This is a genomic window from Acidibrevibacterium fodinaquatile, assembly GCF_003352165.1.
Lineage (GTDB): Bacteria > Pseudomonadota > Alphaproteobacteria > Acetobacterales > Acetobacteraceae > Acidibrevibacterium > Acidibrevibacterium fodinaquatile.
This window is the reverse complement of record NZ_CP029176.1, coordinates 1,145,006-1,159,922: the sequence shown is the minus strand read 5'-3', so window position 1 is coordinate 1,159,922 and position 14,917 is coordinate 1,145,006. Positions and strand designations below refer to the sequence as shown.

27 protein-coding genes are annotated in these 14,917 nt (G+C 62.7%); all 27 read right to left on the bottom strand.

The window, feature by feature from the left end:
* Positions 1 to 80: 80 nt before the first annotated feature.
* The 27 genes from DEF76_RS05615 to DEF76_RS05485 all read right to left on the bottom strand — a co-directional run bounded on the left by DEF76_RS05615 (position 81) and on the right by DEF76_RS05485 (position 14,885).
* Positions 81 to 755 carry an adenylate kinase gene (locus DEF76_RS05615; protein WP_114911483.1) on the bottom strand — a complete coding sequence of 225 codons (675 nt, stop codon included), beginning with the start codon at positions 753 to 755 and terminating at the stop codon, positions 81 to 83.
* Complete coding sequence (secY, locus tag DEF76_RS05610; protein ID WP_114911482.1) at positions 755 to 2,098, bottom strand: preprotein translocase subunit SecY; 1,344 nt, start codon at positions 2,096 to 2,098, stop codon at positions 755 to 757. The genes DEF76_RS05615 and secY overlap by 1 nt, the downstream gene beginning before the upstream one ends.
* A 226-nt stretch (positions 2,099 to 2,324) precedes the next feature.
* Positions 2,325 to 2,819: a 50S ribosomal protein L15 gene (gene rplO / locus DEF76_RS05605; RefSeq protein WP_114911481.1), complete on the bottom strand. Its 495-nt coding sequence runs from the start codon at positions 2,817 to 2,819 to the stop codon at positions 2,325 to 2,327.
* Complete coding sequence (gene rpmD, locus DEF76_RS05600; RefSeq protein WP_114911480.1) at positions 2,819 to 3,037, bottom strand: 50S ribosomal protein L30; 219 nt, start codon at positions 3,035 to 3,037, stop codon at positions 2,819 to 2,821. The genes rplO and rpmD overlap by 1 nt, the downstream gene beginning before the upstream one ends.
* The gene (gene rpsE / locus DEF76_RS05595) at positions 3,030 to 3,608 is read right to left on the bottom strand and encodes a 30S ribosomal protein S5 (protein ID WP_114911479.1); all 579 of its coding nucleotides are present in this window, start codon (positions 3,606 to 3,608) and stop codon (positions 3,030 to 3,032) included. Before rpsE ends, rpmD begins: the two co-directional genes overlap by 8 nt.
* An 11-nt stretch (positions 3,609 to 3,619) precedes the next feature.
* A complete protein-coding gene (gene rplR, locus DEF76_RS05590; protein WP_114911478.1) occupies positions 3,620 to 3,982 on the bottom strand; it encodes a 50S ribosomal protein L18 in 363 nt (120 codons plus the stop codon).
* The gene (rplF, locus tag DEF76_RS05585) at positions 3,982 to 4,515 is read right to left on the bottom strand and encodes a 50S ribosomal protein L6 (protein WP_114911477.1); all 534 of its coding nucleotides are present in this window, start codon (positions 4,513 to 4,515) and stop codon (positions 3,982 to 3,984) included. The genes rplR and rplF overlap by 1 nt, the downstream gene beginning before the upstream one ends.
* 11 nt (positions 4,516 to 4,526) lie before the next feature.
* Positions 4,527 to 4,925, bottom strand: a complete 399-nt coding sequence (rpsH, locus tag DEF76_RS05580) for a 30S ribosomal protein S8 (RefSeq protein ID WP_114911476.1) — start codon at positions 4,923 to 4,925, stop codon at positions 4,527 to 4,529.
* 13 nt (positions 4,926 to 4,938) lie between these two features.
* Positions 4,939 to 5,244 (bottom strand): 30S ribosomal protein S14, encoded by a 306-nt coding sequence (gene rpsN / locus DEF76_RS05575; RefSeq protein ID WP_114911475.1) that lies wholly within the window; start codon positions 5,242 to 5,244, stop codon positions 4,939 to 4,941.
* Between the two features lie 85 nt (positions 5,245 to 5,329).
* Positions 5,330 to 5,893 carry a 50S ribosomal protein L5 gene (gene rplE / locus DEF76_RS05570; protein ID WP_114911474.1) on the bottom strand — a complete coding sequence of 188 codons (564 nt, stop codon included), beginning with the start codon at positions 5,891 to 5,893 and terminating at the stop codon, positions 5,330 to 5,332.
* Between the two features lie 10 nt (positions 5,894 to 5,903).
* Positions 5,904 to 6,224, bottom strand: a complete 321-nt coding sequence (rplX, locus tag DEF76_RS05565; RefSeq protein WP_114911473.1) for a 50S ribosomal protein L24 — start codon at positions 6,222 to 6,224, stop codon at positions 5,904 to 5,906.
* Positions 6,224 to 6,592, bottom strand: a complete 369-nt coding sequence (gene rplN / locus DEF76_RS05560; protein ID WP_114911472.1) for a 50S ribosomal protein L14 — start codon at positions 6,590 to 6,592, stop codon at positions 6,224 to 6,226. The genes rplX and rplN overlap by 1 nt, the downstream gene beginning before the upstream one ends.
* Positions 6,593 to 6,602: 10 nt before the next feature.
* Complete coding sequence (rpsQ, locus tag DEF76_RS05555; protein WP_114911471.1) at positions 6,603 to 6,869, bottom strand: 30S ribosomal protein S17; 267 nt, start codon at positions 6,867 to 6,869, stop codon at positions 6,603 to 6,605.
* A gap of 13 nt (positions 6,870 to 6,882) precedes the next feature.
* The gene (rpmC, locus tag DEF76_RS05550; RefSeq protein ID WP_114911470.1) at positions 6,883 to 7,092 is read right to left on the bottom strand and encodes a 50S ribosomal protein L29; all 210 of its coding nucleotides are present in this window, start codon (positions 7,090 to 7,092) and stop codon (positions 6,883 to 6,885) included.
* A 1-nt stretch (position 7,093) separates the two neighbouring features.
* Positions 7,094 to 7,510, bottom strand: coding sequence for a 50S ribosomal protein L16 (gene rplP, locus DEF76_RS05545; protein WP_114911469.1), 417 nt, complete (start codon positions 7,508 to 7,510; stop codon positions 7,094 to 7,096).
* Positions 7,511 to 7,522: 12 nt separating this feature from the next.
* Positions 7,523 to 8,200: a 30S ribosomal protein S3 gene (gene rpsC, locus DEF76_RS05540; RefSeq protein WP_114911468.1), complete on the bottom strand. Its 678-nt coding sequence runs from the start codon at positions 8,198 to 8,200 to the stop codon at positions 7,523 to 7,525.
* 3 nt (positions 8,201 to 8,203) lie between these two features.
* Entirely contained in the window at positions 8,204 to 8,620 is a 417-nt protein-coding gene (rplV, locus tag DEF76_RS05535; protein ID WP_114911467.1) for a 50S ribosomal protein L22, read from the bottom strand.
* A 1-nt stretch (position 8,621) separates the two neighbouring features.
* On the bottom strand, positions 8,622 to 8,900 hold the full coding sequence (gene rpsS / locus DEF76_RS05530) for a 30S ribosomal protein S19 (RefSeq protein ID WP_114911466.1): 279 nt from the start codon (positions 8,898 to 8,900) through the stop codon (positions 8,622 to 8,624).
* 4 nt (positions 8,901 to 8,904) lie between these two features.
* On the bottom strand, positions 8,905 to 9,738 hold the full coding sequence (rplB, locus tag DEF76_RS05525) for a 50S ribosomal protein L2 (protein WP_114911465.1): 834 nt from the start codon (positions 9,736 to 9,738) through the stop codon (positions 8,905 to 8,907).
* Positions 9,739 to 9,748: 10 nt separating this feature from the next.
* Positions 9,749 to 10,096 (bottom strand): 50S ribosomal protein L23, encoded by a 348-nt coding sequence (locus DEF76_RS05520; protein ID WP_114911464.1) that lies wholly within the window; start codon positions 10,094 to 10,096, stop codon positions 9,749 to 9,751.
* On the bottom strand, positions 10,093 to 10,722 hold the full coding sequence (gene rplD, locus DEF76_RS05515; protein WP_114913694.1) for a 50S ribosomal protein L4: 630 nt from the start codon (positions 10,720 to 10,722) through the stop codon (positions 10,093 to 10,095). The genes DEF76_RS05520 and rplD overlap by 4 nt, the downstream gene beginning before the upstream one ends.
* A gap of 10 nt (positions 10,723 to 10,732) precedes the next feature.
* Complete coding sequence (gene rplC / locus DEF76_RS05510) at positions 10,733 to 11,425, bottom strand: 50S ribosomal protein L3 (RefSeq protein ID WP_114911463.1); 693 nt, start codon at positions 11,423 to 11,425, stop codon at positions 10,733 to 10,735.
* Between the two features lie 24 nt (positions 11,426 to 11,449).
* Positions 11,450 to 11,758, bottom strand: a complete 309-nt coding sequence (rpsJ, locus tag DEF76_RS05505) for a 30S ribosomal protein S10 (RefSeq protein ID WP_048860021.1) — start codon at positions 11,756 to 11,758, stop codon at positions 11,450 to 11,452.
* A gap of 38 nt (positions 11,759 to 11,796) precedes the next feature.
* Positions 11,797 to 12,987 (bottom strand): elongation factor Tu, encoded by a 1,191-nt coding sequence (gene tuf, locus DEF76_RS05500; protein ID WP_114911462.1) that lies wholly within the window; start codon positions 12,985 to 12,987, stop codon positions 11,797 to 11,799.
* 58 nt (positions 12,988 to 13,045) lie between these two features.
* Positions 13,046 to 13,522: a 30S ribosomal protein S7 gene (rpsG, locus tag DEF76_RS05495; RefSeq protein ID WP_114911461.1), complete on the bottom strand. Its 477-nt coding sequence runs from the start codon at positions 13,520 to 13,522 to the stop codon at positions 13,046 to 13,048.
* A 13-nt stretch (positions 13,523 to 13,535) separates the two neighbouring features.
* Positions 13,536 to 13,907, bottom strand: a complete 372-nt coding sequence (gene rpsL, locus DEF76_RS05490) for a 30S ribosomal protein S12 (RefSeq protein ID WP_114911460.1) — start codon at positions 13,905 to 13,907, stop codon at positions 13,536 to 13,538.
* A gap of 336 nt (positions 13,908 to 14,243) precedes the next feature.
* Entirely contained in the window at positions 14,244 to 14,885 is a 642-nt protein-coding gene (locus tag DEF76_RS05485; RefSeq protein WP_114911459.1) for a LysE family translocator, read from the bottom strand.
* Between the last annotated feature and the right edge of the window lie 32 nt (positions 14,886 to 14,917).

Sequence of the window (14,917 nt, the reverse complement as noted above, 5' to 3'; positions counted from 1 at the left end):
ATTTCTGGGGCGCCGTGTGAGGCGCGCACTATACAAGCCAGTGCGTAGCTGTCAATCTCGTGCGATCATTTTTTCGTGATTTACGCCTCAACGCCAGACAAAACCCGTTCCACCGCCACTGTCACGTCGTCAATCGCAGCCATGCCATCGACGCTATAGAGCCGCCCCTGCGCCGCATAATAAGGCAGGATCGGCGCCGTCTGGCGATGATAGGCGGCGAGCCTCGCGGCAACCGTGTCGCGGTTGTCATCGGCGCGGCGGCTAAAGGTCGTGCCACCACATACATCGCAATGGCCCGGAATTTTCGGCGGCTTGAACACGTCATGATACCCTGCGCCGCAGGTGGCACAGGTGAAACGCCCGGCGATGCGCTCGACCAGCGCCGCGTCGTCAACCTTGAGTTCAATCACCGCGCTCAACGTCAATCCATGTTCGCCGAGCATGACGTCGAGCGCCTCGGCTTGCGGAACCGTGCGCGGGAAACCGTCAAGAATGAAGCCGTTCGCGCAATCCGGCCGCGCAATCCGCGCCGAGAGCATGGCGATGATGATCTCATCCGGCACCAATTCGCCGGCTTCCATGATCGCCTTCGCCTTCTTGCCGATCTCGCTCCCGGCGGCGACCTCGCCGCGCAACATGTCTCCGGTCGAAATTTGCGCAATGCCGTAACGCTCTTCGAGCCGCTTCGCCTGCGTGCCTTTCCCGGCGCCTGGAGGGCCGAGCAGGATGAGGTTGAGCCCCCCTTTGGCCGCCATCAGCGCACCCGCCCGCGCACCCGCGCCTTGCGAATGAGCCCTTCATATTGATGGGCAAGGAGGTGTGATTGGATCTGGGTGATGGTGTCCATCGTCACGGAGACGATGATCATCAAGCTCGTGCCACCGAAATAGAACGGCACACCATAATGACTGATCAGAATTTCCGGCAGCAGACAAACCGCCGCAACGTAGATCGCACCGATGGTGGTCAGCCGCGTTAGAATATAATCGAAATACTCCGCCGTCGCGTTGCCAGGACGGATGCCGGGAATAAAGCCGCCATATTTTTTGAGATTATCCGCCGTTTCCTGCGGATTGAACACGACCGCCGTGTAGAAATAGGCGAAAAAGATGATCAGCGCGGCATAAAGCGCCATATAGAGCGGCTGGCCATGGGCGAGTTGGCTCACGATCCAGTTCACCCAAATCGGCCCCCCGCCATGCGAAAAGCCCGCGATGGTTGCCGGAATGAGGAGGATGGAACTCGCGAAAATCGGCGGAATGACGCCCGATGTATTGAGTTTGAGCGGCATGTGGGTGGACTCGCCGCCAAACATCCGGCTACCCACTTGACGCTTCGGGTACTGCACCACGACACGCCGATGCGCCCGCTCCATGAACACGATAAAGCCAATCACCAAAATCGCGATGATCATGAAACCAACGATGAACACCGGCGACAAGGCCCCGGTTCGCCCGAGTTCGAGCAGACTTGCCAGCGCATGCGGCAGATTGGCGACGATCCCTGAGAAAATGATCAGGCTAATGCCGTTCCCGATACCACGCGCGGTGATTTGCTCGCCGATCCACATCAGGAACATCGTCCCGCCGACCAGCGTCACCACCGCGCTGAGACGGAAGAACCAGCCAGGGTCGATGACCGCCGGGCCGAAACTGCCGCGCATGCTCTCCAGCCCTAAAGTGATGCCATAGGCCTGAAACATGGCGATCACCACGGTGAGATAGCGGGTATATTGGTTCATCTTCTTGCGCCCGCTCTCCCCCTCCTTCTTCAGGGCTTCGAGCGACGGCAGCGCCGCCGACATCAACTGAACGATGATGCTCGCGCTGATATAGGGCATGATGTTCAAGGCAAACACGGTCATCCGCCGCAAGGCGCCGCCGGTGAACATGTCAAACATGCCGAGAATGCCGCCGCCATGCTGGGCCATGAGTTCGCCCATTACCGAGGTATCAACCCCGGGCAGCGGAATATATGTGCCGACACGATAAACGATCAGCGCGCCGAGGGTGAACCAGATGCGCTTTTTGAGCTCGGTCGCCTTGGCGAGAACGCCAAGATTGAGGCTGGACGCTAGTTGCTCGGCTGCCGACGCCATGCGCTTTTCCTTATCATGCCCGCCCCTTTGCTTTCGCCCCCGACCAACGCCGCCCCGTCACCGACCGCCGATCACGGGGAAGTGTGACTCGTCACGGCCCTTTAAGGCAAGCCTCCGCCAATCATAGCAGCCCCTTGATGAGGTCGGGCCCACCCAACCCGTCGTCTGTCCCGGGCTTCAGCTTCAGGGCCGCCAGCGCCGGCCCGGCACGCCACCCACATCGCGCTCAGCGCGGCGCCGGCGCCTCGTTGCCGCTCGCGCTAGCGCTGACCTCGACTTGGCCGCCGGCTGCCGCCACGCGCTCGATCGCCGCCGCCGAGGCGCCAGAGACCTTGATGGTGACGGCCTGGGTGATCGCGCCCTCGGCGAGTAACCGAACCCCGGCGACGCCGCTCATGCGCACCAACCCCGCCGCGGCGAGCAATGCCTCGGTGATCGGCTGCGTCGCATCGATCCGCCCCTCGTTGATCGCCTTTTGCAACCGGCCGAGATTGAGCGGGGCATAGGATTTGCGGAAAATATTGACGAAGCCGCGTTTGGGCAAACGCCGATAGATCGGCAACTGGCCGCCCTCAAAGCCGTTCAGCGCGACACCTTCGCGTGCCTTCTGGCCCTTGACCCCCTTGCCGGACGTCTTGCCTTTACCAGAGCCGATACCGCGACCAAGCCGCTTCGCGCGCCGACGCGCACCGGGGTTATCGCGCAATTCATTGAGCAACATTACCGCGCGCCCTCCTCGGCCGCAGGCGACGTCTCCGCAAGATCCGCCACCGTGATGAGATGCGCCACTTTCCGGATCATGCCACGCGTTGCGGGCGTATCCGCAACCAGGCGGGAACGGTGCAGCTTGTTCAGTCCCAGACCGATCAACGTCTCGCGCTGGCCCGGCTTGCGGCCGGCCGCCGAGGCGATCTGAGTCACGCGCAACATCTTAGGCATCAGCAGCCTCCTGTGCCGCAGGCGCCTCGCGCCGCCCGAGCAGATCGGACACTTTCTTGCCACGACGCGACGCGACACCACGCGGATTGGTGCAGCGTTGGAGCGCGGCGAATGTCGCCTTGACCATGTTATGCGGATTGCGGCTGCCAAGGCTCTTGGCAACGACATCGCCAAGACCGAGCGTCTCGAACACCGCGCGAAGCGGGCCGCCGGCGATGATCCCGGTGCCGGCCGGAGCCGAACGCAACACGACCGCGCCAGCGCCGAAACGCCCTTCGACATCGTGATGCAATGTGCGGCCCTCGCGCATCGGCACCCGGATCATGGTCCGTTTGGCACGCTCAGTCGCCTTGCGGATCGCTTCCGGCACTTCACGCGCCTTGCCCGCACCATAGCCGACGCGGCCTTTCTGGTCACCAACCACGACCAAAGCGGCAAAGGCAAAACGTCGCCCACCCTTGACCACTTTCGCCACGCGATTGATGGAGACCAGTTTATCCATCAGGTCATCGCCGCTCTCGCGCTCTCGGCTGCGCTCGCGGCCGCGGCCTTCCCTCGGTTCCCGTGCCATTTTTCGTTCCCTCAGAAAGCGAGCCCGCCTTCGCGGGCGGCCTCGGCCAGCGCTTTGACGCGGCCATGATAGAAATAGGCGCCGCGATCGAACACGACCTCCTTGACCCCAGTCGCCAAGGCGCGCTCTGCGATCAGCTTGCCGACCGCCGCCGCCGCCGCCTTGTCCGCCCCGGTCCGAAGTTCCCGCCGCAATGCCGCGTCAAGCGTTGATGCCGCGACCAAAGTGCGGCCCGCCTCGTCGTCGATGACTTGCGCATAAATATGCTTGCCGGAGCGAAATACCGACAAACGCGGGCGCCCACCACTTTTGTTGCGGAGTTGGAAACGCAGACGCTGGCGCCGGCGTGCCTGGAGATCCTGCTTGGCACTCATTACTTCTTCTTACCCTCTTTGCGCCGGATGACCTCGTCGCTATAGCGCACGCCTTTGCCCTTGTAAGGCTCGGGCGGACGATAGCCGCGAATCTCGGCCGCCACCTGCCCCACCAAGCGTTTATCGATTCCCTCGACCTTGATCGATGTCGGCTTCTCGCAGGAAATCTTGATCCCCTGCGGGATAGGATAGACGACATCGTGAGAAAAGCCGAGATTTATGACCAGATTCTGCCCCTGCACGGCGGCGCGAAAGCCGGTGCCGGTGATCTCCATACTGCGCTCATAGCCGGCCGAGACGCCACGCACCATGTTCGCAACCAGCGCCCGCGTGGTGCCCCACATCATGCGGGCGCGCCTCTCACCATCACGCGGCGCGACCGTGACCAGCTTGCCCTCGACCTTGACCTCGACATCGTCGGCAAGATCAAGTCGCAATTCACCAAGCCGGCCTTTCGCCGACAGGCTGCGGCCGGCGATCGCCACCTGCACGCCATCTGGAATGGGCACGGGATATTTGCCTACACGCGACATACGTCCCTCCCTCAGAACACGCGACAAAGAACTTCGCCGCCAACATTGGCGGCACGCGCTTCGGCATCGCTGAGCACGCCTCGCGGCGTTGACAGAATCGAAATACCGAGCCCGGCATAGACCTTGGGCAATTCCCGGATCTTCGAATAAACCCGCCGGCCAGGGCGAGAGACACGAGTGATCTCTTTGATCACCGGCTCCCCCTCATTGTATTTCAGCTCGATACGCAGCCGCGCGACACCCGGGCGCAATTCCTCGGCGGAAAAACCTCGGATAAAACCTTCGCGTTTCAACACCTCGAGCACGTTGGCTCGCAGCCGTGACGCTGGCGCGACGCAAACACTGTGCCGCGAACGCTGCGCGTTGCGGATACGGGTCAGCATGTCGCCGAGCGGATCGGTAAGCGCCATGATCGCTCCTCTCCTACCAGCTCGCCTTGACCAGGCCCGGAATCTGTCCGGCGCTGGCAAGATCGCGTAAAGCGATGCGGCAAAGTTTGAACTTACGATAATTGCCGCGCGACCGCCCGGTCAGCTCGCAGCGCAACCGCACCCGCCCGGCTGCGCCATTGCGCGGCAATTGCGCGAGCTTCAGCGAAGCTTCAAAGCGTTCCTCAACCGGGCGCGTGCGATCCATGATCGCCGCCTTCAGCGCCTTGCGCTTGGCGCGATCGCGCTCTGCCATCTGTTCGCGCCGCTTATTACGATTGACCGCGGAAAGCTTGGCCATGTCGTTCTCTACCCTCCGGAACCTGTTGGGCGATCAAACACCCAATGGTTTTCCCCAAAATCCCGTAATCCCCAAACCCGGCCGCTCACGCCGCAAACGGAAGGTCAAAACCCTTGAGCAGGGCCTTCGCTTCCGCATCGGTGCGCGCCGTGGTCACGAAAACGATGTCCATGCCGCGAACGGCATCGACCTTGTCGTAGTTGATCTCTGGAAACACGATCTGTTCGCGCATGCCCATGGCGAAATTCCCGCGTCCGTCGAAACCCTTGCCGGTAATCCCCCGGAAGTCGCGCACCCTCGGCAACGCGATCGTGGTCAGGCGGTCGAGGAACTCATACATTTGCGCACGACGCAGCGTCACCTTGCAGCCGATCGGCAAGCCCTTGCGGATCTTGAAGCCCGCGATCGCCTTCTTGGCAATCGTCTTCACCGCCTTCTGCCCGGCGATCATCGTCAATTCGTTCACCGCCGCATCGAGCTTCTTCTGATCGGCGGTCGCCTCGCCAACGCCCATATTGATGACAATTTTCTCAAGCCGCGGCACCTGCATCGGATTCTTGTAGTTGAATTCCGCCTGCAGCTTGGCCCGCAACTCCTCGCGGTAACGCCGCAGCAGGCGCGGCAGCGGCCGATTTTCCATCTCGCTCATGCCGTTCCCCTCAACTCTCGATAACCTGGCCGCTGGCTTTCGCGACCCGGACCTTACGCCCGTCCTCCAAGACCCGAAAACCAACCCGCGTCGGCTTGTCGGTTTTGGGATCGATGAGCATCAGGTTTGACAAATGGATCGCCGCCTCACGCCGGTCGATACCACCCGGCTGGCCCATGCCGCGCGGCTTGAGATGGCGTTTGACCATCGCGACGCCCTGCACCACCGCCCTATTCTCACGCGGCAACACGCGCAACACCTCGCCGCGCCCGCCCTTGGCGGCGCCGCTGATCACCGCGACCTTGTCGCCCTTTTTGATGCGCGCCGCCATCACAGCACCTCCGGCGCAAGCGAAATGATTTTCATGAAGCGTTTGGCACGCAACTCGCGCACCACCGGGCCAAAAATGCGCGTGCCGATCGGCTCCTGTTGCTTGTTGATCAGAACCGCCGCATTGCGATCGAAACGGATCGCGCTGCCATCGGCACGACGCACCGGAAACGAGGTCCGCACGATCACCGCCTGATGCACGTCGCCTTTTTTCACCTTGCCGCGCGGGATCGCCTCCTTGATGGAAACGACGATGACATCGCCGACCGAGGCCGTCTTGCGTTTCGAGCCGCCGAGCACCTTGATGCACTGCACACGACGGGCGCCGGAATTATCGGCAACCTCGAGATTGGTTTCGGGATGGATCATTCGCCGCTCCTCAAACCTGCGTCTCGGCGCCCGCGACGGCCTCGCCGTTGCGTTCGATCACCCGCCAGGTCTTACGTTTGCTGATCGGCGGACACTCGATGATGCGCACGAGATCCCCGGCCTTGCACAAATTCTCTTCATCATGCGCCGCGTATTTTTTCGAGCGGCGGATGAACTTCTTATAAAGTGGATGCATGACGCGTCGATCGACAAGCACCGTCACGGTCTTGTCCATTTTGTCGCTCGCCACACGGCCAGTCAGGATGCGCTTGGGCATACGCGATCGCCTCTCAGGATTGCACGGCGGGAAGACGCTGCTTCTCCGCCAGGATTGTCTTGACCCGCGCGATCTCGCGCCGCACCGCGCGCATCCGTGCCGTACCTTCCTGCTGGCCGACCGCGCGTTGAAAACGGAGATTGAACCGCTCCTTGCTGAGATCGAGCAGCAGGGTGGCCAGCTCGTCCGGGGTCTTGGTGCGGATATCACGCGCCTTGCTCATCTCAGGCATCCCCCATCCGGGTGACAAACTTGGTCTTGATCGGCAGCTTGGCGGCGCCGAGATCAAGCGCCTCGCGCGCGAGATCCGGCGCGACACCATCGATCTCGAACATGATCCGCCCCGGCTTGACCCGGCAGACCCAGAATTCCGGCGCGCCCTTTCCCGAGCCCATGCGCACCTCCGCCGGTTTACGAGACACCGGCACGTCGGGAAAAATCCTGATCCAGACACGGCCGGCGCGCTTCATGGCGCGAGTGATGGCGCGGCGGGCCGCTTCGATCTGGCGCGCGGTGATCCGCTCGGGCTCCATGGCCTTCAAACCAAAGGCGCCGAAATTCAACGCCGTGCCACCCTTGGCGAGGCCATGGATGCGCCCCTTATGGGCCTTGCGATAATTGGTGCGCTTGGGAGAAAGCATCCTTCGTGATCCTCAGCGCTGCGGGGCCTGCTCCGCGGCGCGCCGGTCTTGCGCCATCGGATCATGAGCCAGAATTTCACCTTTGAAAATCCACACCTTGACCCCACAGGTGCCATAGGTGGTCTTGGCGGTCGCGATCCCATAGTCGATGTCCGCGCGCAGCGTGTGCAAGGGGACGCGACCTTCGCGATACCACTCCATGCGCGCGATCTCGGCGCCGCCGAGACGGCCACCACAATTGATCCGAATGCCTTGCGCGCCAAGCCGCATCGCCGATTGCACCGCGCGTTTCATGGCGCGCCGGAAGGCAACACGCCGCTCGAGTTGCTGAGCAATGTTTTCCGCAACCAGAGTCGCATCGATCTCAGGCTTCCTGATCTCGACAATGTTGAGCGTTACCTCAGCCTTTGCCATGGCCGAGAGATCTTTGCGCAATGCATCGATGTCTTGGCCCTTGCGCCCGATCACCACGCCCGGCCGCGCCGCGTAAATCGTCACCCGCGGCTTTTTCGCCGGCCGCTCGATCACCACACGCGACACACCAGCGGCGTGCAGCTTGCTCCGCAGCCGCTCGCGCAACCGCATATCATCATGCAGCAAGCGCGCATAATCGGCGTCCGCGTACCAACGGCTATCCCAGGTGCGATTGATACCGAGCCGGAGCCCGATCGGATTGACCTTGTGTCCCATCGGCTACGCTGCCCCTTCCTCAGTCTGCGCTGCATTCGTCGCCGCGAACTCGGGGAGTTCCGCAACGACGATCCGCAGATGGCTGAACCATTTCTCCACCCGCGCCGAACGGCCGCGGCCGCGCGCGTGAAAACGCCGCATCACCACCGCGCGCCCCACCTCGGCACGGGTGACGACCAATCGGTCGACATCGAGTGAATGGTTGTTCTCGGCATTGGCGATCGCGCTTTGCAGCACCTTCTTCACATCCCCGGCGATGCGCCGCTTGCTAAACGTCAGCGTCGCGACCGCTTGCGCCGCCGGCCGGTTGCGGATGAGCCCGGCCACGAGATTGAGCTTGCGCGGGCTGACACGCAAATTGCGCATCACCGCCTCCGCTTCGCTCGCGTCCAGTCGGCGTTCATGCTTCGGCTTGCTCATCTCAGCCCCGCTTTGCCTTCTTGTCGGCCGAATGCCCGGTGAAGGTGCGGGTCGGCGAGAACTCGCCGAATTTATGCCCGACCATATTCTCGTTCACCTGCACCGGCAGAAACTTGCGGCCGTTATAGACGCCGAAAGTAAGCCCGACGAATTGCGGCAAGATGGTCGAGCGGCGCGACCAGATCTTGATGATCTCGTTGCGGCCCGACGCGCGCACGGCTTCGGCCTTATTGAGGAGATAGCCGTCAACGAACGGCCCTTTCCAGACGGAGCGAGCCATCGGTTCAGCCCTTCCCCTTGTTGCGCCGGCGAATGATCAGCTTGTCCGTGCGCTTGTTCACGCGAGTCTTATACCCCTTGGTCGGCTTGCCCCACGGCGTCACCGGATGGCGCCCACCGGATGTACGACCCTCGCCGCCACCATGCGGATGATCGACGGGGTTCATCACCACGCCACGATTATGCGGCCGCCGCCCGAGCCAGCGCTGTCGCCCCGCCTTGCCGATATGGGCGTTCGCGTTATCGGGATTGGAGACCGCGCCGATGCTCGCCATGCATTCCGCGCGCACCATGCGCAACTCACCCGACATCAGCTTGACTTGGGCATACCCCACATCCTTGCCAACGAGCTGGGCGAACGTGCCGGCGGCACGCGCGATCTTGCCACCCGCGCCGGGCTTCATCTCGATATTATGAATGATGGTGCCAACCGGGATCGCCGCCATCGGCATCGCGTTGCCGGGCTTGATATCGACGCGCGCGCCGGAAACCACGACATCACCAACGCGCAAACGCTGCGGCGCGAGAATATAGGCGAGTTCGCCGTCCTGATACTTGATCAGCGCGAGAAACGCGGAACGATTGGGATCATACTCCAGCCGCTCCACCACGGCGGGAACGTCGAACTTACGCCGGCGGAAATCCACCAGGCGATAGGCGCGCTTGTGGCCGCCGCCGCGAAACCGCGAGGTGATATGGCCATGATTATTGCGCCCGCCAGTCCCCGTCTTGCCGCGGGTCAGCGCCTTGACCGGCTTTCCCTTCCACAGCTCGCCACGATCGACGAGAATGGTGCCGCGGAGGCTCGCCGTAACCGGATTGAAATTCTTCAGCGCCATGGTCGATCCTTCACGCCAGACCAACGGTCAGATCGATGGTCTGACCTTCGGCGAGCGTCACATAGGCTTTCTTGACATCGCTTCGCCGACCCGGGCGGCCGCGGAAGCGCTTGGTCTTACCCTTGGTCACGAGCGTATTCACCGCCGTCACCTTGACGCCGAACAACCCTTCGATCGCGGCCTTGATCTCCGGCTTGGTCGCCTCGGCAACAACGCGAAAGGCCATTTGATGGCGCTCGCCGAGCATCGTTGCTTTCTCAGTCACCACCGGGCTCCGAATGATGCGATACATCTCTTCGCGCGAGAGATGCGCCGCCCGTTTGCGCGCCGATTGGCCGAGTTTGTATGGCGACGTCATCGCACGATCTCCCGCGTCAGTCGCTCAGTCAAAGAAGCAATCCCGGCTGCGGTGATGGCGAGCACATCATGGCGCAGAATGTCGTAAACATTCGCGCCGAGCGACGGCAGCACGTCGACCCCCGGCACATTGCGGCTGGCGCGGAGAAGCTCGCCATCAACCTCGTGATCGACAATCAGCGCCGAGCGCCAACCGAGGGTCTTCAACTTCCCCACGAGATCCCTGGTCTTACCAACACCCCCGGCGCTCTCCAACACCACCAACTTGCCTTCGGCCCACTTCTTCGAAAGCGCCGAAATCAACCCGAGGCGGCGCACCTTCTTCGGCAGATCATAGCCGTGGTCGCGCACCACCGGGCCATGCACCACCCCGCCGGTGCGGAATTGCGGCGCCCGCAAGCTGCCTTGGCGCGCCCGCCCGGTGCCCTTCTGTTTATAAGGCTTGCGCGTGGTGCCCGAGACCTCGCCCATTCCCTTGACGGCATGCGTGCCGGCGCGGCGCTTGGCCAACTGCCAATGCACCACCCGCGCCATGATGTCCTCGCGCGGGCTGGCACCAAACACCGCGTCATTGAGTTCGGTTTTGCCGACCGCGGTATCGTCCAGCGTTCTGATTTCGATTTCCATCACCCGCCCCTCAGCCCGCCAGCGCCGCCGGATACGGCGCATCCGCCGGATACGGCGCATCCGCCGGGCGCGGACGCTTGATCGCATCACGCACCAGAACGAAAGACCCCTTGCCCCCCGGCACTGCGCCCTTGACCATGATCAAGCCGCGCTCAGCATCGACATGCGCAATCTCGACATTGAGTGTGGTCACCCGCTCATCGCCGAGATGGCCGGCCATTTTCTTGTTCTTGAACGTCTTGCCGGGATCCTGGCGATTACCGGTCGAGCCGTGACTGCGATGGCTGATGGAAACGCCGTGGCTCGCCTCCAAACCACGGAAATTCCACCGCTTCATCGCGCCGGCAAAACCCTTGCCCTTCGAGGTGCCAGAGACATCGACCTTCTGCCCGATCGCGAAATGCGCCGCCGACAGCGTCGCCCCCGGCTCCAGCACGGCATCAGGCGCCACCCGGAACTCCACCAGCTTCCGCTTTGGCTCGACCTTGGCCTTGGCAAAATGGCCACGATTGGCCTTGCTGACATTCTTCACCTTGGCGCGTCCGAACCCGAGTTGCACCGCCGTGTAGCCGTCCCGCGCGGGGTCGCGCACTGACACCACCTGCACCTCGTCGAGATGCAGAACGGTGACCGGCACATGAGTGCCATCATCCTTGAACAACCGGGTCATCCCCAGTTTTCTTGCCAATAATCCGGTGCGCATGACGTTTTCTTCAGATCAGATGCTTCAGATTTTGATCTCGACGTCCACGCCGGCAGCGAGATCGAGCTTCATCAAAGCATCGACCGTCTGCGGCGTGGGCTCGACGATATCAAGAAGGCGGCGATGGGTTCGGATTTCGAACTGCTCGCGGCTTTTCTTGTCGACATGTGGCGAGCGATTCACGGTGAATCGCTCGATATGAGTCGGCAGCGGAATCGGCCCACGAACACGCGCGCCTGTGCGCTTGGCCGTGTTCACGATCTCCTTCGTGCTGTTATCGAGCACGCGGTGATCATACGCTTTCAGGCGGATGCGGATATTCTGGTTGTCCATGGGTTCGTTCCAGCTCTACGTTTCGCGCGATCGCGACCTTACGCCTCGATCTTGGCGACAACGCCGGCACCAACCGTGCGACCACCCTCGCGAATGGCAAACCGCAGCCCGTCATCCATCGCGATTGGTGCGATCAGCTCGACATCCATCGAGACATTGTCGCCCGGCATCACCATTTCGGTCCCTTCCGGCAATTTGACGATGCCGGTGACATCGGTGGTGCGGAAGTAGAACTGCGGCCGGTAGTTGGTGAAGAATGGCGTATGGCGGCCACCCTCCTCCTTCGTCAGAATATAGGCCTCGGCCTTGAACTTGGTATGCGGCGTGATGGAGCCGGGCTTGGCGAGAACCTGGCCGCGCTCGACCTCCTCACGCTTGGTGCCGCGGAGCAGCGCGCCGATATTGTCGCCAGCCTCGCCTCGGTCGAGCAGCTTGCGGAACATCTCGACGCCGGTGACGATGGTCTTCTGTGTCGCGCGAAGCCCAACGATCTCGACCTCGTCGCCGACCGTGACCAGACCGCGCTCGATACGCCCGGTCACCACCGTGCCGCGCCCGGAAATCGAGAAAACGTCCTCGATCGGCATCAGGAACGGCCGATCCTTCGGGCGCTCGGGTTGCGGAATATAGGAATCGACCGCTTCCATCAGCTTGAGAATAGCCTGCTCACCAAGCTCCGGGTTGCGGTCTTCGAGCGCGCACAGCGCCGAACCCTTGATGATCGGAATGTCATCGCCGGGGAATTGATAGCTCGAGAGCAGCTCGCGCACTTCCATCTCGACGAGCTCAAGAAGCTCCGGATCATCGACCATGTCCACTTTGTTGAGGAACACGACGAGCGCCGGCACACCCACCTGACGGGCGAGCAGGATATGCTCGCGGGTCTGGGGCATCGGGCCGTCAGCCGCCGAGACGACGAGGATCGCCCCGTCCATCTGCGCGGCGCCGGTGATCATGTTCTTGACGTAGTCGGCGTGACCCGGGCAATCGACATGCGCGTAGTGGCGCTTTTGCGTCTCATATTCGACATGCGCGGTCGAGATCGTGATCCCGCGAGCGCGCTCCTCCGGGGCCTTGTCGATCTGGTCATAGGCGGTGAACGTCGCCCCGCCCGTCTTGGCCAGAATCTTGGTGATCGCCGCGGTCAGCGACGTCTTGCCATGATCCACATGGCCGATCGTGCCGATGTTGCAGTGCGGCTTATTGCGCTCGAATTTCGCCTTGGCCATCGTCTTGTTCTCCGTGCCCGGTGTGGCTCAGAAGTTCGTCGGGGATAGGGTTGCTTGATTACCAGCGGTAATGGCTGAAAGCCTTGTTCGCTTCCGCCATCCGATGCGTGTCTTCACGTTTCTTCACTGCCGCGCCACGGTTGTTCACGGCATCCATCAGTTCGTTAGAGAGGCGGTCTTCCATGGTGTGCTCGCCGCGCTTGCGGGCCGCATCGATGATCCAGCGAATCGCCAGCGCTTGGCGTCGCTCGGCGCGCACCTCGACCGGCACCTGGTAGGTGGCGCCGCCAACCCGGCGCGAACGCACTTCCACCGCCGGCTTCACATTGTCCAGCGCCTCATGAAACATCCGCACGGGATCGGCATTCGCGCCGCCGCGCCGCTTCATGACATCGAGCGCGCCATAAACGATACCCTCGGCGACTGATTTCTTACCATTATACATCAGCGCATTCATGAAACGCGCGATCACGGCATCGCCGAACTTCGCGTCCGGCAGGGTTTCGCGCTTGACGGCGCGGTGGCGGCGACTCATCGCTGTTCCCCCGTCACTTCGGCCGCTTGGCGCCGTAAAGCGAGCGGCGCTGGCGGCGCTTGGCGATGCCTTGGGTGTCGAGCACGCCGCGCAGAATGTGATAACGCACGCCGGGCAAATCCTTGACGCGGCCGCCGCGGATCAACACCACGCTATGCTCCTGCAGATTATGGCCCTCGCCGGGGATGTAGCTCACCACCTCATAGCCATTGGTCAAACGCACCTTGGCCACTTTGCGCAAAGCCGAATTGGGCTTTTTCGGCGTCGTCGTATAGACACGCGTGCAGACACCCCGCTTCTGCGGGCAGCCTTGCAGGGCGGGAACTTTGTTGCGCTTGCCACGCGGCTCACGCCCCTTGGCGATCAACTGGTTGATGGTCGGCATAGACCTCTTTTCCAATCCCAACAACGGAGCCACGGCCGGAACCTCGGCCATCTGCCCCAATACGACGCACGCCAAACGCCGCAGCATTGCCTTCACGCCGTTCCCCCGCACTGGCCGAAAACATCCGGCCTACGGAAGACCCGTGTCTGCGGCCTAAGAAGCGGGGTTAAACCAACCGCTACGGCGCCGCGGACCTTGCTGCCTGCGAATAACGGCCACCCCCTCGTGAGAGCGGTTGGCTGAGGGCGCGGAACCTACGAGCCGCGTCGCCTTGAGTCAAGCGCCGCGCCGGCAAAAAACATCGCTCGCCACCCACCATCGCTCGGCCAATGCGGCTCATCGCCCAGCCCGGCCGCCCGTGAGGGCGGCATAGCCGCCGAGATAGAGCGCATGCGCGCCGAATCCAACAAATAGAAGGCCCGCCCCACGGGTGAGCCATTGCTGATAGCGGGCGTAAAAATGTCGGAATGGCCGCAAGCCGACCATTACCACCAACAACAGATCGGCGCCGGCGATACCCCCCGCCACCATCGCAAAAAGCGCCGGCAAATGGGCCATGCCGAGCCCTCCCGGCTGCCCTGAGAGCAGCGCGGCGAAGGTCGCAACGGCAACCGGGTAGCCCTTGGGGTTGGTCAGGCCAAAGACAACGCCGCGCAGCAGCGCTCGCCGCGGCACCATGGCCTGCCTTGCGATACCTCCCGCCCTCAGCGCACGAACGCCGAGCCAGCCGAGATAAAGCCCGGAGATGAGGTCGAGCGCGGCGAACACCCCGGCGCCGATCTCCCGCGCCCCGATCAGCGCCAGCAACGCGAGACCATTCCACACCAGATCACCGGCGAGATTGCCCGCCGCGAACCGGAGCGCCGCGCGTCGTCCGGCCGCGGCGCCGAGCGCAAGCAGGGCAAGAAACGCCGGCCCCGGGATCAGGATATAGATAGCGCCACCCAAAAACGCCGCGATGAGGGGAGAAGACGTCATAACGCGGTGAGAGTGGCACAAAAGCCCACGCG